We start from the raw sequence: 22951 nt of genomic DNA, 5'->3' as shown, positions 1-22951 counted from the left end.
CGTGAATTCGTGGCGGTTTTTATACTGTTTTATTTCGGAATCAAATCACAATACCAAAAACCAAAATCAAAAGCAGTTTCGTCGTTTGTATCGCATGCAGTATTTGAAGAATCTTCAGTTTTTGGTTTTTCATATTTACGATAAACAATTTCGCCAATTTCAAAATCTATGGGTTTAGAAAAAATTGGCCCGTCGAAAGCAAAAGTGTGAAATTCGCCGTTTTCTCCGCAGACATCCACATTTTCTGGCAAATCATTTATAAAATCCTGATCGATAATTCGGCCAACAAAACTTTTGTCTAAATATTTTTCATTAACACAAACCACAATAGTTTTAAATCCAAGTGAGATAAACTCCTGAATTAAATCGTGCGATGGAATTTTCCAAATTGGAAAAACGCCTTCAAAACCCAATTTTGCCAATTGATCTTCTCGATATTTGCGTAAATCTTCTAAGAATATATCACCAAAAACAGAATGAGAAATACCTTGTTCTTTTAATTCGGTTAAGGCTTTTGTCATTACATCTTCATAAACTTCCATTGTTGGCATTTCCGGAATTTGCAAAATTTTCAATGGAATTCCGATACTTTTTGCTTGCGTTTCTAATAATTCAACACGAACGCCGTGCATCGAAATTCGTTGGAATTGCTGATTCACGCTCGTAACTAAGAATTCGATTTTATATGCAGAATTTTGTAGAATTTTATATAAGGCAAGAGCAGAATCTTTTCCGCTGCTCCAGTTGAATAAGGCTTTTTTAGGTGTAGACACGATTTGGAATTTTAAATGGTAAACTTACAAATTTCATTCTATTTGTTGACGAAACCTTTGTAACTTTGGAATTTTACACGCCAAAATATGTCATTATATAAAGATAAATTTAAAACCGATTCAACCAGATTGAAGAATTGGGATTACTCGAGTGAAGCAGTATATTTTATTACAATGGTTGCTAAAAATAGAGAATGTATTTTTGGAACGATTGTAGACAGTAAAATGATTTTAAATGAAAATGGAAAGATTGTTGAGAAAGAACTTTTAAAATCAATTACTATTCGTAAAAATTGGTTTTTTCATAATTGGATTATTATGCCAAATCATATTCATTTATTGATCGAAATTCAAAACAAATATGAAATTCAAAAAATGAATGAATTTGAAAACACAAATGGATGTAAAACCACGACGCATATCGTAGAGGCGCACAGCAGTGCGTCTCCGTCCAGCATATCCACAACGAAAAACGGTGCAGAATTAAATAACGGACATATCATGACGACAAACGTTGCGGAGACGCACTGCTGTGCGCCTCTACGTGACAATAGGGACGAAAAGCAATCTGAATCGAATTTTGGACGTAAACCGAAATCCATTTCATCTTTCGTAGCAATTTTCAAATCCATAATAACAAAGCAAATAAATGGAACGGAATCAATCTGGCAAGATAATTATCACGATCACATCGTTAGAAATTATAAACGTTTTGAAATAATTTACGATTACATTAAAAACAATCCACAATCTTGGGAAACAGATTCTTTAAAATAAAATTTTCAATGAAATATATCTTTTTGTTTTTTACTGGATTTATTTTTGCACAACAAACTCAATTTGTTGATTTTAAAACTGCATCCGGACAATTAACTTTAAATGCCAAAGAAAAATCAATTTCAGGTATTTTAGATTACGGTTTTACGATTTTAAAACCAATTGATACCATAAAAATTGATGCTAAAAACATGGAATTCTCCAAAGTGCAGATTGACAATAAAGATGTTGTTTTCGTTAATTCAGGCAAACAACTACAGATTATTGGGAATTTTCAAAAAGGAGATAATCATTTGACTTTTGAATATACCGCAAAACCAAAACAAGCGTTGTATTTTATTGATATTGAAGGCAAAGAAATTCAAATCTGGACACAAGGTCAGGGCAGATACACAAGCAATTGGTTTCCGAGTTTTGATGATGTTAATGAAAAAGTGGTTTTTAACTTAGGAATAACTTATGACACAGCATATCAGGTTGTTTCGAACGGAATTTTAAAAGAAAAATCACAAAACGGAAATTCATATCATTGGCAATATGAAATGAAAAAACCAATGAGTTCTTATGTGTTGATGCTTGCCATTGGAAAATATGATAAAAAAAGTTCTAAATCAAAATCGAATGTTCCGCTTGAATATTATTTAGAAAATAAAGATGCTTCACGTTTTGAACCAACATTTCGATATTCAAAACGCATTTTTGATTTTCTAGAAAAAGAAATTGGTGTTCAATATCCGTGGGAGATTTATAGAGAAATTCCAGTTCGGGATTTTTTGTATGCGGGAATGGAAAACACAACTTCAACACTTTTAGCAACGCGATATGTTGTGGATTCAATCGGATTTGTTGATCGTAATTACACAAATGTCGATGCTCACGAGTTAGCGCATCATTGGTTTGGCGATTTAATTACGGCCGAAAGTAGTAAACATCACTGGCTTCAGGAGGGTTTTGCGACTTATTATGCGGCTTTGGCGGAGCGTGATATTTTTGGCGATGACTATTTTTATTCCAAACTCTATGACACTGCACAGCAAATAAAATTTGCATCAAGAACCGATTCAATTCCGGTTTTAAATCCAAAAGCGAGTTCACTTACTTTTTACGAAAAAGGAGCGTGGGCACTTTTTGTGCTCCATGAATCAATTGGAGATAAAGCATTTAAGAAAGCGATAAAAAGTTACCTCAAAAAATACGCATATCAAACAGTAAATACGGAAGATTTCTTTAACGAAATTAAAAAAGTATCTGATTTTGATTTGGAAAAATTCCAAAAAACCTGGTTGGAATCAACTGTTTTTGATACGCCTGTTGCGAATGCTTTGTTGAGTAAGAATAAATCTATTCAGGTCAGACTTGAAGTTGATAAATTGAAGAAAACTCCATTGGCAGAAAAGAAAGATTTTTTCATTAAAACTTTAAATTCAGATGTTTATCATACGGTAAAAGAAACGATTATCAATCAATTAGAAAATGAGAAATACGAATCAAAAAAAGAATTGCTGATTCTGGCCATGAAAACCAATAATATTCAGATTCGCCAAACAATAGCCGAAAGTTTGGCTAAAATTCCAGAAGATTTTAGAGCCGAGTATGAAACTTTGTTAGACGATAAATCATATCAAACACAAGAAATAGCGCTGTATTGGTTATGGAGAAATTTTCCAGAACATCGAAATGAATATTTAGATAAATCAAAAAACTGGATTGGTTTTAACGATTATAATCTTCGTACAATGTGGCTTTCTTTGGCTTTATCTACACCAAATTATGCATCAAATCCAGATGAACTTGTCGCTGAATTAATTGATTTTTCTTCAACTAAATATGAAGCAACAACTCGACAGAATGCACTCGAAAAACTGATCGCTTTTAAAATTATCAACGATCAGGTTCTGAGTAACTTAGTTGCTTCAACTACGCATCATATGTGGCAGTTTTCAAAATTTGGAAGAGACACTATAAGATTGTTATTAAAAAATTCTGAAATGCGTGCTTCGTTTGAAAGAATTTTGCCTAATTTGACCCCCGATGAACAGTTTCAATTGAATCGTTTGCTGAAAGAGTGAAAAGAGAATAGAATATAGAGAATAGAACAAAGAAGCAAGAGTAAAGATTTAACCGAATATAAAAGTCTTTGCTCTTTATTCTTTTATCTGTTTTCTAAAAAAAAAATAAAACCTACAATACCACATATGAGAGCATTAGTTATTTCTGGCGGCGGAAGTAAAGGCGCCTTTGCCGGAGGAGTTGCGCAGTATTTAATCGAAGAAAAAAATTATGAATATGATTTGTTTTTAGGCACTTCTACCGGAAGTTTGCTGATTCCGCATTTAGCTTTGGGACATATTAAAAAAATTCATTCGGTTTATACTAATGTTACGATGGCAAGTATTTTTAATATTTGTCCGTTTGTGGTTAAAAATAAAGAAGGTGTTGATATTGTAACGATTAATCATTTCAATGTTTTGCGCCAGTTTTTTAAAGGAAAAAGGACTTTTGGCGAGAGTAAAGGCTTAAGAAAATATATTCGAAATAACTTTTCATTATCTGATTTCAATAAACTAAAAAAACTGAAAACAGATGTTATTATCACGGTAACCAATTTCACCAAAAATGAATCGGAATATAAATCGGTGAAAGATTGTAGTTACGAAGAGTTTATAGAATGGTCTTGGATTTCAAGTAATTATGTTCCGTTTATGAGTTTGGTGGAGAAAAATAATTACGAATATGGCGATGGAGGATTCTCGAGTTTAGTTCCAATTCGTGAAGCAATTAATCGCGGAGCCACTGAAATTGATGTTATTATTTTAGAAACTGAAGTAAATATGGATAAAACGGTTATTGGCAAAAATCCATTTTCGTTAATGATTGATTTGTTCCGAATTGCTTTGGATCAGGTTGAAAAACATGATATTGCTATAGGAAAACTTATGGCAAACAATAAGAATGTTAAACTTAACTTATATTATACACCAACAAAACTTACTGATAATGCACTTATTTTCAATAAAGAAGTAATGAAAGAATGGTGGGAACAAGGATATGAATATGCTCAGAATAAGTCAGAAGTTATGAGTGATAATAGGTAGATGTGAAGTTTAATTTATCTGAAAATATGAGAAGTTTATGTTGTTTAGTTTCATTTATATTTTTGACTTTCTTTTTTGCAAGTTGTCAGAAAGAAAAATCAAGCAGCAATTTTAAATTACCCAAAAATGAAGATATTTCTGCAATAATTAAAGCTGTCATTAATAGTGATAGTTTAGAAATAGCTCAATATTTAGGAAAGAAAACAAAAATTTCTTTTTGCGAAGATTTGCAAAAGTTGAAAATTGAGCATATTGAAAAAAACAAGTTGCCTAAGAAAGCAGAAGGAGAGTCTGAACTGATAGAATTTCTAATTGGATTTCCTGATATTCCCAAGGAAAAATTTTTCTTTTCAAAATCAGATTCGTTGTATATTGAATTTCAAAGCAAAAATTTTAATACTTTCAAAATATTGCAAAATGATTTTAATGAAGTTGATATCAAATCAGTCAAAGAAGTTAGGAATGATATTAAAAGCGTGAAATATTTTAGTTATTATTACGCTACGATTCCAATAATTTCACTTGATGGAAAAAAGGCTTATGTTAAGTATACTTTAAATTGTTCTGGTTTGTGTGGTGCAGGTTACAAAGTTTTCTTAGAAAAAAAGAAAGGAAAATGGGAAGTAGTAAAATATCGTGAAGAATGGGTTAGCTAAAAAAATGAAAGATTGAGCAGTTAAAACATACTCAATCTTTCGAGTAAGTTATATTCTACCAAAGATCTGCAACTTCATTTTTAATATATCCTAAAGCGGCATTACTTGGAGATTGTTTTTCTAATAAATCATTTAAAATTACTTCACGCAATTTATCAGCATTTTCTACTTTATCGCTCATTGCAGCTTTGCGAATCATTTGAATTGTAGCATTTTTTGCCGTTGTAATAATTGTCCAGCATTCATCAGACATGTAGATTTGTTGCGTTAAATTGTGTTCAAATTCCTGCTCAATTTGATCGATTATGTAGTTTTCATAATCGTGTTTATTTTGTGAAATTGGTGCAATTCTAATTAATAATTTGGTCAAGTTTATACGTTCCAAAAATAACGTCATACGCTCATAGGCCTGTAAACGTATTGGTAGTGATTGTTTTTGATAATCTCTATTCAATAAAAAAGCACGTTTTTTATCATTGTTTTTAATATGCAGTTCAAAAAAACTGTAGGCAACAAATCCCGTAACAATTGCAGGAAGTGTATAACTGGCTAATTCTATAATTCTTGTAAAATCCATTTGGGTTAAATTTTTTAGCAAAAATATACTTTTTGAGGAGAAATCCGTTTTAAATTTTCGGTAATAAACAAAACGGAAAACTTACTTTTGTAGCTGTTTTTTAAATTCTACACAATTTTACTTTTAATGGATTCATACATAATACTTTTTCTTTGCTTAGCCGCATTTGCTGCAGGATTTATTGATGCAATTGTTGGTGGCGGCGGTTTAATCCAAACTCCAATGGGATTAATTTTATTGCCTAATTTGCCTGTTTCTACAGTAATTGGTTCTTTGAAAATCCCGGCTTTCAGCGGAACGGCATTTGCTGCTTTTCAATATTTAAAAAAAGTAGTTATTCAATGGAAATTATTAATCATAATGATGTGTTTGGCAGTTCCATCGGCATTTTTGGGTTCTACGATTTTGACATTGGTAAGCAACGATTTTATGAAACCGCTTTTGTTGGTAGTTTTGTCGTTATTGTTTGTTTATACCTATGCAAAGAAGAATTTTGGTCAGCATGAAGCCAAAGAACATTCGGCTACAACACAAATTATTTATGCAGTTGTAATTAGTATGATCGTTGGTTTTTATGACGGATTTATTGGCCCAGGGACTGGAAGTTTTTTTGTAGTTGCATTTATTGCGCTTTTAGGTTTTGATTTTCTTCACGCTTCCGCGAATGCTAAAATGGTAAATCTGGCTACAAATTTTGGTTCGATTTGTTTGTTTATGATTAAAGGAAAAATAATCTGGTCAATCGCTATTCCGATGGCAATTAGCAATGGACTTGGAGGATGGCTTGGCGCAAAACTGGCAATTAATAAAGGAAATGGTTTTATTAGGATTTTCTTTTTGGTGGTTGTGGTTGGGACGTTGATTCGCTTTGCTTACGACGTTTTCTTTAAGTAGTTTTTTCTTAAACAATATAAGTTATATAAGAAATTATAAGCTGTATCTTCAATAAGGTTTTCAAGATTTCTGGTCATATGAGTATTAACAATATTTTACTCAGTAATAGAATTAAATGAACTTATTATTACTTATATGGTTCAAAATATTTAAAGAAAGCCAATTGTTTGAATTTAGCCCCGATTGAGGCGGTATCCTCGCATCCCGATGGCTATCGGGAGGAGAGATATAGCCGAAAGCGGGAAACCATGTTCAATAAAATGCCTATTGTTCGGCTTCAAAAAAAACTTAGCATCTCAGAATCTTAGTACCTTAGGAACTTTCTCTTTTAATTCTTATTTTTGCATATAAAGGAGATAAATTACATGCAGAAATATATTGACCAGCTCAACGAAGCGCAGAGAGCGCCTGTTTTAAAGAAAGACGGGCCAATGATTATTATTGCTGGTGCAGGTTCGGGAAAAACCCGTGTTTTAACAATTAGAATTGCTTATTTGATGGCTCAAGGAGTTGATGCTTTCAATATTTTGTCGCTGACTTTTACCAATAAAGCAGCGCGTGAAATGAAGCACAGGATTTCGGATATTGTGGGAGCATCTGAAGCTAAGAATCTTTGGATGGGAACTTTTCACTCGATTTTTGCTCGTATTCTTCGCGCAGAATCGGATCATTTAGGTTATCCTTCCAATTTTACTATTTATGATTCTCAGGATTCGGCGAGATTGATTTCTTCAATTATTAAAGAAATGCAGCTGGATCGTGATATCTATAAACCAAAACAGATTTTAGGACGTATATCTAGTTATAAGAATAGCTTGATTACGGTAAAAGCCTATTTTAATAATCCGGAATTGGTTGAAGCCGATGCAATGGCAAAAAGACCAAGATTGGGTGAAATTTATCAGCAATATGTAGAGCGCTGTTTTAAAGCCGGTGCAATGGATTTTGATGATTTATTATTGAAAACTAATGAGTTACTAACTCGTTTTCCAGAAGTTTTAGCAAAATATCAGGATCGTTTCCGTTACATTTTGGTGGATGAGTACCAAGATACAAATCACTCTCAATATTTGATTGTTAGGGCTTTATCAGACAGATTTCAGAATATTTGTGTGGTTGGTGACGATGCGCAAAGTATTTATGCGTTTCGTGGAGCGAACATCAATAATATTTTGAATTTCCAGAAAGATTATGAAGGCGTAGTAATGTTTCGTTTGGAGCAGAATTATCGTTCGACAAGAAATATTGTAGAAGCGGCAAATACTGTAATGGAGCATAATAAAACCAAACTGGATAAAGTGGTTTGGACTGCAAATGAATTTGGGCCGAGAATTAAAGTCCACCGAAGTTTGACCGATGCTGAAGAAGGACGTTTTGTAGCAAGTACAATTTTTGAGCAGAAAATGCAGAATCAATTGCACAATGGCGCTTTTGCTATTTTGTATCGTACAAATGCACAATCGCGTGCGATGGAAGACGCTTTAAGAAAACGTGATATTCCTTATCGAATTTACGGCGGATTGTCATTTTACCAGCGTAAAGAAATTAAAGATGTTTTGTGTTATTTGCGTTTGGTTTTGAATCCAAAAGATGAAGAAGCATTGATTCGTGTAATCAATTACCCTGCACGTGGAATTGGGGATACAACTGTTGAAAAACTGACAATTGCAGCCAATCATTACAAACGTTCGATTTGGGAAGTAATGGTGAATATCGATAAAATCGACTTGAAACTAAATACTGGTACAAAAAACAAATTGAAAGATTTTGTTACGATGATTCAGAGTTTTCAGGTTATTGATCAGAATCAGGATGCTTTTTATATTACAGACCACGTTGCAAAGAAAACTGGTTTGGTTCAGGAATTGAAAAAAGATGCTACACCGGAAGGAATGGCGAAGATTCAGAATATCGAAGAACTTTTAAACGGTATTAAAGATTTTACTGAAGGTCAAAGAGAGATTGATGGAGCAAGAGGTGCGCTTTCTGAATTTATGGAAGATGTGGCTTTGGCAACAGATTTGGATAAAGATACAAATGATGAAGATCGTGTAGCTTTGATGACGATTCACTTAGCAAAAGGACTTGAGTTTCCTCATGTTTTTGTTGTGGGAATGGAAGAAGATTTGTTTCCGAGTGCTATGAGTATGAGTACCAGAAGCGAATTAGAAGAAGAACGTCGTTTATTTTACGTAGCTTTAACTCGTGCCGAACATCAGGCGTATTTGACTTATGCACAGTCGCGTTATCGTTGGGGAAAATTGACAGACAGTGAACCATCTCGTTTTATTGAAGAAATTGATGGTCAGTATCTAGAATATTTAACTCCATCTGAAAGCAATTATCGTTATAAATCACCAATTGACGGTGATATCTTTGGAGATGTCGATAAGTCTAAATTAAGATTGGCAAAACCAGTAGGAGGAACGCCGCCAAAACATATTACCGATAATAATCCGAAACCGGATTTGAATATTCGTAAATTAAAACCAGTTGGAGGAACGAATCCAAATGCCGGTGCTCCAAATTTATTTGATAGTAAATTAACGGTTGGAAATGTTGTGATGCACGAACGTTTTGGAAAAGGCGAAGTGATTAATCTGGAAGGCATTGGTGCTGATAAAAAAGCTGAAATTAAATTTGAGGTAGGCGGAATTAAGAAATTGTTGTTAAGATTTGCTAAATTAGATGTTGTAGGATAAAGAAAAATATTTCAAGTTTCAGGTTTAAAGTTTCAAGTTGTTGGAGCGCAAACTTGAAACTTGAAACAAACAAAAACTTGAAACAAAAATGTTATGGCCGAATTCATAAAAATATATCCAGATAAACCTAGTGAAGCTGCAATTGCAAAAGTGGTTAAAGTGCTTCAGAATGGAGGTTTGGTAATTTATCCGACAGATACTGTTTATGGTTTAGGTTGTGATATTACCAATTCTAGGGCTTTAGAAAAAATTGCAAAAATAAAAGGCGTTAAATTAGAGAAAGCTAATTTTTCGTTTATTTGTCATGATTTGAGTAATTTATCAGATTATGTACGTCAGATTGATACATCGACTTTCAAAATTTTGAAAAGAGCTTTACCAGGTCCGTACACCTTTATTTTGCCAGGAAACAATAATTTACCAAAAGAGTTTAAAAAGAAAACTACAGTTGGTATTCGTGTACCTGATAATAATATTATTTTAGAGATTGTTCGTCAATTAGGAAATCCTGTTGTTTCGACTTCTATTCGTGATGAAGATGATGTGATTGAATATACAACAGATCCCGAATTGATTTTTGAAAAATGGCAGAATCTTGTAGATTTGGTTATTGATGGAGGTTATGGCGACAACGTTGGTTCAACAATTATAGATTTATCAGATTATGAGCCAGTTATCGTGAGAGAAGGGAAAGGCGATATTGATATTTTGTAAGAAAAAAAACAGATTGTTTAGGATAATACAAAAAGGTTTGGTTAATTAGCTACTAATTAATCAAACCTTTTGGCTTTAATGAAAAATCTACTAACTCTTTTATTTTTGTTTTCTGCGGTCACTATATTTTCGCAACAGAATCTTAAAGGTAAAATTACAGGGAAAGGTAATATTCCGTTAGAAGGAGTAAATGTTTACTATGATGGTACAACAATTTCAACAGTTTCAGATGCTGATGGGAAATTTTCTATCAAGTATGAATCTAATGCTAATAATATTTTAGTGATTAGTTCAATGGGATATCAGACCGAGTATTTGTCAGGATTAGATGTTTCGAAACCATTAAATATAACGATGAAGATTTCGGAAAATGAGCTTAAAGAAGTTGTTGTTAATAATAACAATCAGTTTACAAGAGCTCAGAAATTAAAGTTGTTTAGAGAATATTTTTTAGGAACAACTAGTAATGCAAAATCAGCTATTATTAAAAATGAAGATGATATTAAATTTAATTATGATAAAAAGAATTTACTTTTTACAGCCTCTTCAGATAAACCTTTGGTGATTATAAATCCGGCCTTAGGATATAAAATTGATTTTGAATTGGTAATTTTTGAAGTTTCTTTTAATATATTTAGTATTAATTCAATAGATGCTTTTAAGAATTTTTATGGTGGCGTTAGCCGATTTGAAGAAATTGATAATAGCGCTAAAGTCTTAAAAAAACGAGAAAAAACATTCCAGGGATCTCAAATTCAGTTTTTCAGAAATTTAGCAAATACAGATTGGGAAGCCAAGAAGTTTTTATTGTTTAAAGGTAAATATAATCAGGATCCAGCTAAATGCTTCAAAATAACTAAAGAAGGAGATTTTGCAAAAGTAGAATTAATTGATCAGGATAAAAGTGAAAATATAAATCTAAACTCAAAAAAAATTGTAGCTGTTTATAATCTTGTCTTTGATAAAAAGGAAGTATCGAAAATCACTTTTGAAACAAATAGTTTTTATATTTACAAGTATGGAAATAATTCAAATATTGAAGACATACTTTTTTCAGGGAAAATATCGGAAAAAAGAGTTGGAGATATGTTGCCTTTAAATTATGGGATAGAATAATTGTAATACTGAAAATGGAAACATGGTATATTTGTAAAAAAAAACTGAAATTGTGTAAATGTTAAAAAATAATCACTAACTTTAGTATAGTTAAAATTTAGTTAGTTGATTAAAAATAATGCTATTCTTGATTTATATTTAATTGGTTATTAAAAAAATTAAGGATACATAAAAGCAGGTCGTAAGACCTGCTTTTTCTGTTTTTATGATATGTAAAACAAGGATTATTTCGCTTGTTTTTTCATTTCTTTTTCAATCATATCATAGAACTGATCGATTTTTGGCATAACCACAATACGAGTTCTTCTGTTACGTGCTTTGTTGTCCGGAGTATCATTTGCAACTAATGGTACATATGAACTTCTACCAGCAGCAATTAATTTTGCAGGGTTTACACCAAGATCATTTGTTAATACACGAACGATAGAAGTAGAACGTTTAACACTTAAATCCCAGTTGTCTAACAAAACTCCGTTGCTTTTGTAAGGAACGTCATCTGTGTGTCCTTCAACCATACATTCAAAATCAGGTTTGTCGTTTACAACCTTTGCAACTTTCGCTAAAACAGATTTTGCTTTGTCGCTTACGTCATAACTTCCGCTTTTGAATAATAATTTATCAGCGATAGAAATAAATACAACTCCTTTTTCAACATTGATTTCAATATCTGGATCGTTGATTCCAACTGCTCCTTTTAAGCTTGTAACTAATGCTAAAGTTACACTGTCTTTTTTCGTAAGAGCATCTTGAAGTCTTGAGATTTTCAAATCTTTCTCTTTTAAGCTTTCTAGAGATTTTTCTAGGTTTTCAGCTCCTTTAGTAGTTAAAACCGTTAAATCTTTTGAACTGTTGATTAAGTCTTGATTATGTGATTTTAAGCCTTCAACTGTAGCAGCTAAACCAGCTTTTTCTTCTAAACAAGAATTTAATTTAACAGTGCAAGAGTTTAATAAATCTTGGGTCTCTTTGTTCTTAGCTTCAAGTGCAGCATATTGCTTTTTCGATACACACGAAGTTAAGGCCATTAATACTGATAGTGCGATAACTATTTTTCTCATAGGTATTATATTTAATTAAACGTTGATTACAAATTTAGTTTTTAATATTTTGATTACTGTTAAAGATTTCTTTAAAAACCAGTAATTTCTTTATGTAATAGAGGTAAACGATACTTTTTACGGTATAGTATTGCTGTATTTGAAAATCTTTTCGCTTTTTTAGATACTTTAAAGATAGGCAATAAAAAGAGAAATGTGCTTTCAAAATAGCAAAAGTATGGCTGAATTTTCCTTGTGTAAGAAAACGGATACCCGCTATTCCATCTAAAACCATTCTGAAGAAAATCACAAAGAATAAACCTTTCTTTGGTAAATTTTTCACAAGCATTAGTAATGAATTCCTGAAATTCAAAAATGTTTTTCGTGGATTTCCTTGTTGTAAAGTTGCGCCTCCAACATGGTAAACAACAGATTGCGAATTGTATTTTATGATATGCCCTTCATTTGCGGCACGCCAGCACAAATCAATCTCCTCCTGATGTGCAAAGAAGCTTTCATCAAAACCTCCCAACTCATCATAAACTTCTTTTCGGATAAAGAAACAAGCGCCTGATGCCCAGAATAATTCACAATTGTCGTTGTATTGCCCATTGTCTTTTTCAACAGTATCAAAAATACGTCCGCGACAAAATGGGAAACCATATTTATCGATGAATCCACCGGCACCGCCTGCATATTCAAAATATTCTTTGTTTTTAAAATCAAGAATTTTTGGCTGAATGATGGCTGTTTGTTTTTCAGATTCAAAAGTTTCTAGTATTGGCTTTAACCAATTTTGAGTTACTTCAATATCTGAATTGACTAGTGCATAAATCTCGGCATCAATATGTTTTAAAGCATCATTATAACCTTTTGCAAAGCCATAATTGCCTGTGTTTTTTACAATTTTAATTGTAGGAAAGTTTTGTTGAACAAACTCAACCGAATTATCTGTAGAATCATTGTCGGCAACATATATTGTCGCTCCTTCTGAAAACTGGATAACAGATGGTAAAAACTGCTCCAGCAATTTTACTCCGTTCCAATTTAAAATGACAACTGCAATTTTATCCAAAAGTTCTTAAATTATTTATTTTAATGGTTTTCTTTATAGTCTGGCAAGTTTCTCAAAAACTCATATTTTTCGTTTTCAAAATCCATCTGACAATAAAAATGGTTTAGTCCGTTTGTGACATTCAAAAACCGTGCCTGCATTGTCATATTGTAACGGGCAATCTGATCAAAAGTTGCTTGAGAGATTTTTACTTCAGGCGCTTTACATTCTACCAAGATATGTATAGTACCATCAGGATTGAAAACAACAACATCATATCTTTTTCGTAATCCGTTGACTTTTAAAACTTTCTCCACATTGATTAGTGATTTCGGGTATTTTTTTTCAATAATCAAATAATGAACAACATGCTGGCGAACCCATTCTTCTGGGGTAAGAATGATAAATTTTTTTCTGATTTCATCAAAAATTGACACTTTATTTTCGCTATTTTTGAATCGAAAACTATAGGTTGGAAAATTTAATTGCTGCATAAAGCAAAAATATAAAATAGTTTTAGGTTTCAGGTTTAAAGTTTCAAGTTTTGGAACCAGAACCTGAAACTTTAAACTTGAAACAAAACATTTAATGGACGAAGTTGTAAAAATTGTCAATGATATCAAGGCCGGAAATATAAAGCCAATTTATTTTTTGATGGGAGAAGAACCTTATTATATTGATAAATTATCTGAATATATTGAGGAAAATGTGCTTGCAGAAGAAGAGAAAGGTTTTAACCAGACTGTTTTGTATGGAAGAGATGTTTCTGTAGAAGATATTGTTTCAACGGCCAAGCGCTATCCTATGATGGCTGATCGTCAAGTTGTTATAGTTAAGGAGGCTCAGGATTTGTCCAGAAATATAGACAAATTAGAATCGTATGCGAATAATCCAATGGAAACTACGGTTTTGGTTTTTTGTTACAAATACAAAACATTGGACAAACGTAAAAAAGTTACTAAAGTATTGGCTCAAAATGGTTTGGTTTACGAAAGTAAAAAACTTTACGAAAATCAGGTTGGCGATTGGATAAAACGAGTTTTAGCGGGAAAAAAATATACGATTGATCCAAAAGCAAACGCAATGCTTGTGGAGTTCCTAGGAACTGATTTAAGCAAAATCAATAATGAGCTTGAAAAACTGCAGATTATTTTGCCACAAGGTACAATGATTACGGCTGAGCATATTGAAGAAAATATTGGTTTCAGTAAAGATTACAATGTTTTTGAATTGCGAAAAGCAATTGGAGAACGTAATCAGTTGAAAGCGTATAAAATCGCGGAAAACTTTGCTCACAACCCAAAAGAATATCCATTAGTAATGACAACAGGATTGGTATTTGGATTTTTTGTTCAACTCTTAAAATACCATGGACTTAAAGATAAAAATCCGAAAAATGTTGCTGCTGCAATTGGTGTAAATCCTTACTTTCTAAAAGAATATGATCTGGCTGTAAAGAATTACCCGATGCGAAAAGTGAGCCAGATAGTTGGAGCATTGCGTGATATTGACGTAAAGAGCAAAGGTGTTGGTGCAAATGCGCTTCCACAATCTGATTTGCTAAAAGAAATGCTGTATAAAATATTTAATTAAGCCGTAATAATTCACGATATTTGCCTTTCTAAAAAATAATCAGATTAAAATAATTACACAATTATGGGAATGAATAAAAATACCATTTTAGGATGGGCTACTTTAATAATGGTACTTATGGGATTGTTGCTTATAGGTTTAGGAATTTTTAGATACAGTGATGTTTCGGGCTGGGGATTTGCTGCCGTTGGAGTTGGTTTTTTTGCTAATGCTTGGGTATTCAATGCTTTGAAAGGCAGAGTTTAATCTGTTTTAATTGAAATAGAGATCATAATAAAAACAATATAAATAAAAATAAAACAAATGTCAGACGATAAGAAAGTAATTTTCTCAATGCAAAAATTGAGTAAAACCTATCAGGGGGCAGACAAGCCTGTTCTTAAAAATATTTATCTAAGTTTCTTTTACGGAGCTAAAATTGGTATTTTAGGTCTTAATGGTTCTGGAAAATCTTCTCTTTTAAAAATTATTGCAGGAGTTGATAAAAACTATCAGGGAGATGTAGTTTTTCAGCCTGGTTATACAGTAGGATATTTAGAGCAAGAACCAATTCTTGATGATTCTAAAACTGTAATTGAAATTGTTCGTGAAGGAGCTGCTGAAACTATGGCAGTTTTAGAAGAATACAACCAAATTAATGATTTATTTGGTCTTGAAGAGAACTACTTAGATCCAGATAAAATGGATAAATTGATGGACCGTCAAGCGGCATTGCAAGATAAAATTGATGCGCTTGGTGCTTGGGAAATCGATACAAAATTAGAAATCGCAATGGATGCATTGCGCACGCCAGAAGGTGATACGCCAATTAAAAACCTTTCTGGAGGTGAGCGCCGTCGTGTAGCTTTATGTCGTTTGTTATTGCAACAGCCTGATGTATTACTTCTTGATGAGCCTACCAACCACCTTGATGCTGAGTCAGTTCTTTGGTTAGAGCAGCATTTAGCACAATATTCAGGAACTGTAATTGCTGTAACGCACGATAGATATTTCTTAGATAATGTTGCTGGTTGGATTCTTGAGTTGGATAGAGGAGAAGGTATTCCATGGAAAGGAAACTATTCTTCTTGGTTAGATCAAAAATCAAACCGTATGGCTCAGGAAGAAAAAGTAGCTTCGAAACGTAGAAAAACGTTAGAGCGTGAGTTGGAATGGGTTCGTCAAGGTGCTAAAGGTCGTCAGACTAAGCAAAAAGCACGTTTACAGAACTATGACAAATTATTAAATGAAGACCAAAAACAATTGGACGAAAACTTGGAAATCTACATTCCAAATGGTCCACGTTTAGGTACGAATGTTATTGAAGCTAAAAACGTTGCAAAAGCATTTGGTGAAAAATTATTATATGATAATTTGAACTTTACTTTGCCACAAGCCGGAATTGTTGGAATTATTGGACCTAACGGTGCTGGTAAATCTACCATTTTCAAAATGATTATGGGTGAACAAGCTACTGATAGTGGAGAATTTTCAGTTGGAGAAACTGTAAAAATTGCTTATGTAGATCAGTCTCACTCTAATATCGATCCGAATAAATCGATTTGGGAAAACTTTGCAGACGGTCAGGAATTAATTATGATGGGTGGAAAGCAAGTAAATTCTAGAGCTTATTTATCACGTTTCAACTTTGGTGGTGGTGAACAAAACAAAAAAGTATCTATGCTTTCAGGTGGAGAACGTAACCGTTTACACTTGGCAATGACTTTGAAAGAAGAAGGAAACGTACTTTTACTGGATGAGCCTACGAATGATCTTGACGTAAATACACTTCGTGCTCTTGAAGAAGGTTTGGAGAATTTTGCTGGTTGTGCCGTAATTATTTCTCACGACAGATGGTTTTTAGATAGAATTTGTACGCACATTCTAGCTTTTGAAGGAGATTCTGAAGTTTATTTTTTCGAAGGAAGTTTCTCTGATTATGAAGAGAATAAAAAGAAACGTCTTGGTGGTGATTTAACTCCAAAACGTTTGAAATACAGAAAATTAATTAGATAATAAAAGTCTAATAAATTTTAAATAAAAAAATCCCAAATTCATTTATTGTGAATTTGGGATTTTTTATTTATCAAATTTTTCCCGTTTTGTTTGTTGAAATTTGAAATTTAAGAAATTGGAATTTTTAAAGAAACTTTGATTTTAATTCCGGAGTTGGAATCATACAGCTTTCTTTTTTGCCGTACCAATTGTATCTGTTTTTAGCAACATAATCATAAATTCTGTCACTAATGAAAATTGGTACAATTCTAAAAATCGGAATCAATTTCCAAAGTCCGCCAAAATTTTTACCTATTTCAATAATCGCTGAAGATTTGTAAAAATAGGCTGTTCCAGGTTCATAGAATATGATACTGTCCATTTTAGAAAAACTAATTCCTAAATGTTTGCAAATTGAAATTCCTAATTCTGACTGCAATGCCACAAACCTAAAAATGTCTTTTTTATCGTGTTTAATAATAAATTGAACAGCAGAATCACAAAGATTACAAACTCCATCAAAGAGAACTATTTTTTTATTTTTTGGAAGACTTTCCATTGTTATTGTAAATCAAGTTTTGTATTTATATTAACGTAGAAGATTTATAAAATTGTATTTTAGCAACGAAAGATTATTTGTAAAATCTATTGTTTTTTTTAATTTTGATAAATTTTACAAATCAAAAACAGCTTGAATAAATTGTTTAAAATCCGTTTTTAAAATTTATCTATATTTCGAATCGTAATTTTTAAAACAATTGCTTAAATCGTCTTATTTTAATTCTGGTCAAATTTTTATGTTTTTTTAAATAAAATTTATAGAAAAGATTACTTCTTAACCGCTTCCACTAATTCCAATTCATCAAGGCTTACTTTCGAAGTAAAAATACCATAATTGACAGTTGCCTTATTTTTTTCGATAGAATCAATACTTCCAACAGATTTTCCGTCCAGCATTCTTACTCGATCACCAACTTTTAAAATTGGTTTTGGTTTTTCGATAACAGGTTTAAGTTTTTTCTCTTTTTTCTCTTTTCGAATTTCTTCAACTTTTACTTGAACTTCAGCAATAATTTCTTTTTGTTTTTCAACTTTTGCTTTGGTTTCTTTTGGAGTTGCTTTTTTACGTTTTGAATTTTCGATTTCGACAATTTTCAAAAATTCACCAATAAGTTCCTTCTTATTTTTGTTGTTGAAATATTTTTCGGCAATATCATCAATTTTTTGCCCAATGTAAATTATCTTTTGATTGCTGTCATATAATTCCTGATAGCTTTCTAATTTTTGCTGGATTTTTGTATTGATGTTTTCCATCTTTTTGCTTTCCTCGCGCGCTCGAGTTTCTTCTTCTTTTAAATTCAAAGAAGTTTTTTCCAGTTTTGATCTTTCTTTTTGCAGCGTTGCAATAGTCTTGTCAAAACGAACTTTTCCAACTTCGATTTTCTTTTTCGCACGATTAATCAAGCCAAACGGAATCCCATTTTTTTGAGCAACTTCAAACGTGAACGAACTTCCTGCCTGACCCAAAGCTAATTTGTACATAGGTTCAAGAGATTTTTCGTCGAACATCATATTCGCATTTGTTGCGTATGGTAATTCGTTCGCCAGAATTTTCAAATTCGAATAATGCGTTGTAATAATTCCGAATGCTTCACGATGATAAAATTCTTCTAAGAAAATTTCAGCCAAAGCTCCACCAAGTTCCGGATCAGAACCAGTACCAAATTCATCAATCAAAAACATCGTTTTCTTGTTACATTTTTTCAAGAAATAATTCATATTTTTTAACCGATAACTATAAGTACTTAAATGATTTTCAATAGATTGATTGTCTCCAATATCCGTTAAGATTCTGTCAAATAAGAAAGTTTCACTGCGCTCATGAACCGGAATCAAAATTCCAGATTGCAACATTAATTGCAATAAACCAACCGTTTTTAAGGATATAGTTTTTCCTCCGGCATTAGGCCCAGAAATTACAATAATTCTGTTTTCTTGTTTAAGCTCAATAGTTTGAGGATATGTAACGTCCTTTTTTTGCTTGTTGTTCAAATACAAAATAGGATGATAGGCTTCTCTAAAAAACAATCTTCTTTCTTCAGTAATTGCAGGTAAGATTCCATTAATGCGATTTGCATATTTTGCTTTTCCGGCAACGACATCAATATCACTTAAAAAATCCTGATATTCAATCAATAAAGGAAGATATGGACGAATAACATTGGATAAATTTTTTAGAATTCTTGTGATTTCTTCTTTCTCCTCATATTCTAAATTGGCTAATTCTCTTGAATATTTTAAAGTAGCTTCTGGTTCGATGTAAGCAATACTTCCAGTTTTAGAACTACCTAAAATTGAACCTTTTACTTTACGGCGATACATCGCTAAAACTGCTAAAACCCTGCGATTTTGAACAAAACTTTCTTTAATATCGTCCAAATATCCTAAACCGTTGTACTGCGTTAAAGCCACACCAAAACTTTGGTTTACTTTTCCGCGAACCAAGTTCATATTTTGTCGAATTCCAGAAAGAGCAGGAGAAGCATTGTCTTTTATCTCTCCGTATTTATCTACAATTGAGTCAATTGCTGTGATAATTTCTTTAGTCAATTCGACACGTGAAGCTCTTGCATTTAAATTCGGATAATAATCATCGAATTTTTTTAAGAAATTCAACAAGACATTTGTTGTTGCAGAAAGATTGGCGATTTTTCTAAAACTTCCTACTTCAAGAAAACTGTCTTCAATTGCTAAAAATTTAATTTCATGCGTGATAGCGTCAAAACCGTGATTCGGAATTGCGTTATTATTTTGAAAAGAAGAAACATACTCTGATGTTTGCATCAAAGATTGCATCAATTCTTCTTTATCTCTGAATGGTTTTATTTGTAAAGCCTTTTCTTTCCCTATATCAGTGTTACAGCCATCTGAAATGGTTTCAAGCACGGTTGGAAATTGTAAATCTTGTAATGTTTTTTCTGTAATAGATACCATTATATATCGTAAGTTGTAAAGATTTCAAAGTTACAAAGTTTTAAAACTAAATAGCACTAATAATTTGGCAGTTTGGATAAAACTTTGCGTAATTTGTAATAAAATTTTTAAAATGAAAATTAATTTAGCTCAAGATTGGCAGAATGTTTTAAAAGACGAAATCCAGAAACCCTATTTTAAAGAATTAATGGATGCGCTGGATGTTGAATATAAAACACATACCTGCTATCCGCCAGCCGAATTGATTTTTGCAGCGTTCAATAATTGCAATTTTTCAGACTTAAAAGTTGTAATTATTGGCCAGGATCCTTACCATGGTGAAGGAGAAGCGAATGGTTTAAGCTTTTCTGTAAATGATACTGTTAAAATTCCGCCTTCACTTCGCAATATTTTCAGAGAAATAAATACTGATTTTGATTCGATTTTTATGCCAACATCTGGAAATCTTGAAAAATGGGCGCAGCAAGGAGTTTTGCTTTTAAATGCTTCTTTAACCGTTCGAAAAGATAGTCCAAATAGTCATAAACATTTAAAATGGAATCTATTTACAGATGCTGTTATTCAGGCTATTTCTGATCAAAAAGAAAATGTTGTTTTCCTTTTATGGGGCAGCTTCGCTCAGAAAAAAGGTTTGAAAATAGATCGTTCAAGACATCATATTTTAGAATCCGGACATCCATCACCAATGAGTGCAAATCAAGGAAAATGGTTTGGAAACAAGCACTTCAGTCAAACAAATGCTTTTTTAAAGTCAAAAGGAATTAAAGAAATAGAATGGTTTTAAAATTTTTAAAACTATTTTTCAGTTTCTTTTTTGATGATTTCTTCTAAAACAGCTTTGTTTTCAAAATTCACTACTTTTAAAATAATCTCTTGATTTTTAGCTGTTTTGCCCTCAATGATGTATAATTTCCCTTTTTTAAACGGAACATTGCTTTGGTCAAAATCAACATCTCCGTAAGTTAAAGTACTTTTAATATCGGCAGTATCGACCCATTTTTCGTTTAAAGTCTGAATTGCTTTAGCTGAATATTGAAAAGGTTTTGTTCTTAGATTATTTAAAACTCGGGCATTTGGAAAATAGTTGCAACGAGTGTCTTTACCACTAAAAACAAGAGCTACAAAAAAGCATCCCATCACTAAACCAATCAAATAATATGCAAAACGGTGTACGAACTTCATGAAATAAAATTTTTGCAAAGGTACATTAAAGTTCCTTTAAAATACAAGTAAATTAATATCGTTGTCCGGCAAATCAAACCAGTCGCCAATTGCTTTATTTGTTAAAATTCCATGGTAAAGATAAATTCCGTTTTTAAGCCCTTTGTTGCATCGAATTGCGCTTTCAATACCACCATCTTCGGCTATCTGATGTAGATAAGGTGTTAGGATGTTACTAATTGATAATGAGGCAGTTTTTGAATATCTTGAAGGAATGTTTGGTACACAATAATGCAAGACATTATTTTTAATGAAAGTTGGTTTTTCATGAGTTGTCACTTCAGAACTTTCAAAACAGCCGCCTGTGTCTATGCTGACGTCAACAATCACGGCGCCTTTTTTCATGTGTTCTACCATGGTCTCAGTAACTACAATGGGGCAGCGTTCTTTACCGCGCATGGCGCCAATTGCGACGTCACAACGTCTTAAAGCTTTCAATAAAGCTTTTTGCTGAATAGTTGAAGTGAAAATTCTTTGACTTAAATTATTTTGCAAACGGCGCAGTTTAGTAATCGAATTATCAAAAACTTTTACGTTTGCTCCTAGTCCAATTGCGGTTTTTGCAGCAAATTCACCAACAGTTCCGGCTCCTAGAATTACAACTTCAGTAGGAGGGACACCGGTAATATTTCCAAACAAAAGGCCCTTTCCGAATTCATCTGTAATCATTAATTCGGCAGCAATAAGGATTGATGCAGTTCCTGCAATTTCGCTCAAAGATTTTACAGCCGGGTAAGATCCGTCTTCATCTTTAATATATTCAAAAGCAAGTGCTGTGATTTTCTTTTGTGCTAAAGCTTCAAAATAAGTTTTCTTTTTTGTTTTGAGCTGAATCGCCGAAATAATAACTGTTTCAGGATTAATCATTTCGATTTCAGCTAAAGTTGGCGGTTCTACTTTTAATAAAAACGGACAACCAAAAACTCTTTTTGTGTCTTTTGTGATTTCTGCACCTGCATCTGCATATTCTTTGTCTGTATAACTTGAACTTTCACCCGCTCCAGATTCAATCATAACTCTGTGACCTTCATAAGTTAATGAGTTCACAGCATCAGGGGTAAGGCAGATACGACGTTCCTGATAACTTGTTTCTTTAGGAATTCCTATAAAAAGTTCTCTTTTAAAACGACCAACCTCAAGCTTTTCTTCCTGTGGCAGCAATTGTTGTTTTGTAAATGGAGTTAACGTGATTGACATGGGTGTGCAAAAAATTAAAGGTACAAATTACGTAAAAAGATTTAAAATTAGTGCAAAAATTCTGCTAATACTGTAAGGACAATGTTAAGATATTTTTTTCTCCATTTTTATGTCGGCTCGCTCGTAAATGCCCGATTCTAAAGGAATTTCAACAAAACCGAATTTTCTGTATAAGTGAATTGCAGGAAGTAAAATCGTGTTGGAGTATAAAAACAATGTTGCGATGTTGTTTTCTTTAGCAACATTTATGCAATGTTCGAGAAGTTTATTTCCAATTCCCAGTCCTTGAGCTTCATCTGAAACCGCCATTTTGCTTAATTCATAGGTTGAATCATTGACTTTCATTAATGACGCTGTTCCAATAATTTTGCCATTATGGCGAGCATAAAAAATCATTCCGCCTTTGTCAATAATTTCTTCTTGTGGATTTGAAAGGGTTAATTTATCTTTTTCTTCGACTTTAAAATACTTTTCAAGCCAGGCAATATTTAAGGTTTTAATATGTTCTTTTAAATCTTGAGAGAAGGGAATTATTTCTATATCTTTTGAGGTATTCATTTTTGTTGTTTTTTCTTTG

Annotated in this window: 22 protein-coding genes; 12 read left to right on the top strand and 10 right to left on the bottom strand. The window is 32.4% G+C overall.

From position 1 onward, the window contains the following. Positions 1-29: 29 nt before the first annotated feature. Positions 30-773, bottom strand: a complete 744-nt coding sequence (locus tag GQ47_RS01290; RefSeq protein WP_035643930.1) for a Dph6-related ATP pyrophosphatase — start codon at positions 771-773, stop codon at positions 30-32. Between the two features lie 87 nt (positions 774-860). Here GQ47_RS01290 and GQ47_RS01285 point away from each other — a divergent pair, with 87 nt between their 5' ends. The 4 genes from GQ47_RS01285 (at position 861) to GQ47_RS01270 (ending at position 5301) form a co-directional block, all read left to right on the top strand. After that, positions 861-1550, top strand: coding sequence for a transposase (locus GQ47_RS01285; RefSeq protein ID WP_035643929.1), 690 nt, complete (start codon positions 861-863; stop codon positions 1548-1550). Between the two features lie 8 nt (positions 1551-1558). Beyond that, a complete protein-coding gene (locus tag GQ47_RS01280) occupies positions 1559-3619 on the top strand; it encodes a M1 family metallopeptidase (protein WP_035645046.1) in 2061 nt (686 codons plus the stop codon). Between the two features lie 126 nt (positions 3620-3745). Then, the gene (locus GQ47_RS01275) at positions 3746-4645 is read left to right on the top strand and encodes a patatin-like phospholipase family protein (protein WP_035643928.1); all 900 of its coding nucleotides are present in this window, start codon (positions 3746-3748) and stop codon (positions 4643-4645) included. 2 nt (positions 4646-4647) lie between these two features. Further along, a complete protein-coding gene (locus GQ47_RS01270) occupies positions 4648-5301 on the top strand; it encodes a hypothetical protein (RefSeq protein ID WP_152560976.1) in 654 nt (217 codons plus the stop codon). A gap of 55 nt (positions 5302-5356) precedes the next feature. Here GQ47_RS01270 and GQ47_RS01265 read toward each other — a convergent pair whose 3' ends face one another. Next, complete coding sequence (locus GQ47_RS01265; protein WP_035643924.1) at positions 5357-5878, bottom strand: DUF7935 family protein; 522 nt, start codon at positions 5876-5878, stop codon at positions 5357-5359. A gap of 126 nt (positions 5879-6004) precedes the next feature. Between GQ47_RS01265 and GQ47_RS01260 the strand changes: the two genes are divergently transcribed. The 4 genes from GQ47_RS01260 to GQ47_RS01245 all read left to right on the top strand — a co-directional run bounded on the left by GQ47_RS01260 (position 6005) and on the right by GQ47_RS01245 (position 11304). Then, entirely contained in the window at positions 6005-6772 is a 768-nt protein-coding gene (locus GQ47_RS01260) for a sulfite exporter TauE/SafE family protein (protein ID WP_035643922.1), read from the top strand. A gap of 365 nt (positions 6773-7137) precedes the next feature. Then, on the top strand, positions 7138-9474 hold the full coding sequence (locus GQ47_RS01255; RefSeq protein WP_035643920.1) for an ATP-dependent helicase: 2337 nt from the start codon (positions 7138-7140) through the stop codon (positions 9472-9474). A 93-nt stretch (positions 9475-9567) separates the two neighbouring features. Continuing rightward, positions 9568-10188: an L-threonylcarbamoyladenylate synthase gene (locus GQ47_RS01250; protein WP_035643919.1), complete on the top strand. Its 621-nt coding sequence runs from the start codon at positions 9568-9570 to the stop codon at positions 10186-10188. A 78-nt stretch (positions 10189-10266) separates the two neighbouring features. Continuing rightward, on the top strand, positions 10267-11304 hold the full coding sequence (locus tag GQ47_RS01245) for a carboxypeptidase-like regulatory domain-containing protein (protein ID WP_035643917.1): 1038 nt from the start codon (positions 10267-10269) through the stop codon (positions 11302-11304). A 224-nt stretch (positions 11305-11528) separates the two neighbouring features. On the opposite strand, the gene GQ47_RS01240 is transcribed toward GQ47_RS01245, so the two are convergent. Genes GQ47_RS01240 through GQ47_RS01230 form a run of 3 tightly spaced genes read right to left on the bottom strand, consistent with a single transcriptional unit; the run spans position 11529 to position 13889 of the window. After that, positions 11529-12362 carry an OmpA/MotB family protein gene (locus tag GQ47_RS01240; RefSeq protein WP_035643915.1) on the bottom strand — a complete coding sequence of 278 codons (834 nt, stop codon included), beginning with the start codon at positions 12360-12362 and terminating at the stop codon, positions 11529-11531. Between the two features lie 34 nt (positions 12363-12396). After that, positions 12397-13416 carry a glycosyltransferase family 2 protein gene (locus tag GQ47_RS01235; RefSeq protein ID WP_035643913.1) on the bottom strand — a complete coding sequence of 340 codons (1020 nt, stop codon included), beginning with the start codon at positions 13414-13416 and terminating at the stop codon, positions 12397-12399. A 20-nt stretch (positions 13417-13436) separates the two neighbouring features. Continuing rightward, complete coding sequence (locus tag GQ47_RS01230; RefSeq protein ID WP_035645043.1) at positions 13437-13889, bottom strand: type I restriction enzyme HsdR N-terminal domain-containing protein; 453 nt, start codon at positions 13887-13889, stop codon at positions 13437-13439. A gap of 94 nt (positions 13890-13983) precedes the next feature. On the opposite strand from GQ47_RS01230, the gene holA reads away from it, so the two are divergent. The 3 genes from holA to ettA all read left to right on the top strand — a co-directional run bounded on the left by holA (position 13984) and on the right by ettA (position 16983). Beyond that, on the top strand, positions 13984-14988 hold the full coding sequence (gene holA, locus GQ47_RS01225; protein ID WP_035643911.1) for a DNA polymerase III subunit delta: 1005 nt from the start codon (positions 13984-13986) through the stop codon (positions 14986-14988). Between the two features lie 63 nt (positions 14989-15051). Continuing rightward, the gene (locus tag GQ47_RS01220) at positions 15052-15234 is read left to right on the top strand and encodes a CAL67264 family membrane protein (protein WP_035643908.1); all 183 of its coding nucleotides are present in this window, start codon (positions 15052-15054) and stop codon (positions 15232-15234) included. A 57-nt stretch (positions 15235-15291) separates the two neighbouring features. Further along, a complete protein-coding gene (gene ettA, locus GQ47_RS01215; protein ID WP_035643906.1) occupies positions 15292-16983 on the top strand; it encodes an energy-dependent translational throttle protein EttA in 1692 nt (563 codons plus the stop codon). A gap of 124 nt (positions 16984-17107) precedes the next feature. On the opposite strand, the gene GQ47_RS01210 is transcribed toward ettA, so the two are convergent. Beyond that, positions 17108-17521 (bottom strand): thiol-disulfide oxidoreductase DCC family protein, encoded by a 414-nt coding sequence (locus tag GQ47_RS01210; protein ID WP_035643904.1) that lies wholly within the window; start codon positions 17519-17521, stop codon positions 17108-17110. A 269-nt stretch (positions 17522-17790) separates the two neighbouring features. After that, positions 17791-19956: an endonuclease MutS2 gene (locus GQ47_RS01205; RefSeq protein ID WP_035643902.1), complete on the bottom strand. Its 2166-nt coding sequence runs from the start codon at positions 19954-19956 to the stop codon at positions 17791-17793. A gap of 112 nt (positions 19957-20068) precedes the next feature. On the opposite strand from GQ47_RS01205, the gene GQ47_RS01200 reads away from it, so the two are divergent. Beyond that, positions 20069-20740, top strand: coding sequence for a uracil-DNA glycosylase (locus tag GQ47_RS01200; protein WP_035643901.1), 672 nt, complete (start codon positions 20069-20071; stop codon positions 20738-20740). Positions 20741-20751: 11 nt separating this feature from the next. Here the strand turns inward: GQ47_RS01200 and GQ47_RS01195 are convergent, their stop codons facing one another. From GQ47_RS01195 to GQ47_RS01185, 3 genes are all read right to left on the bottom strand, one after another. Further along, the gene (locus GQ47_RS01195; protein ID WP_035643899.1) at positions 20752-21138 is read right to left on the bottom strand and encodes a DUF4258 domain-containing protein; all 387 of its coding nucleotides are present in this window, start codon (positions 21136-21138) and stop codon (positions 20752-20754) included. A gap of 36 nt (positions 21139-21174) precedes the next feature. Continuing rightward, positions 21175-22374, bottom strand: a complete 1200-nt coding sequence (locus tag GQ47_RS01190; protein ID WP_035643897.1) for an alanine dehydrogenase — start codon at positions 22372-22374, stop codon at positions 21175-21177. Positions 22375-22458: 84 nt separating this feature from the next. Beyond that, entirely contained in the window at positions 22459-22932 is a 474-nt protein-coding gene (locus GQ47_RS01185) for a GNAT family N-acetyltransferase (RefSeq protein WP_035643894.1), read from the bottom strand. Positions 22933-22951 lie beyond the last annotated feature (19 nt).

It is taken from the genome of Flavobacterium sp. ASV13 (genome assembly GCF_000745775.1).
Taxonomy (GTDB): domain Bacteria; phylum Bacteroidota; class Bacteroidia; order Flavobacteriales; family Flavobacteriaceae; genus Flavobacterium.
This window is presented reverse-complemented; position numbering and strand designations above follow the sequence as displayed.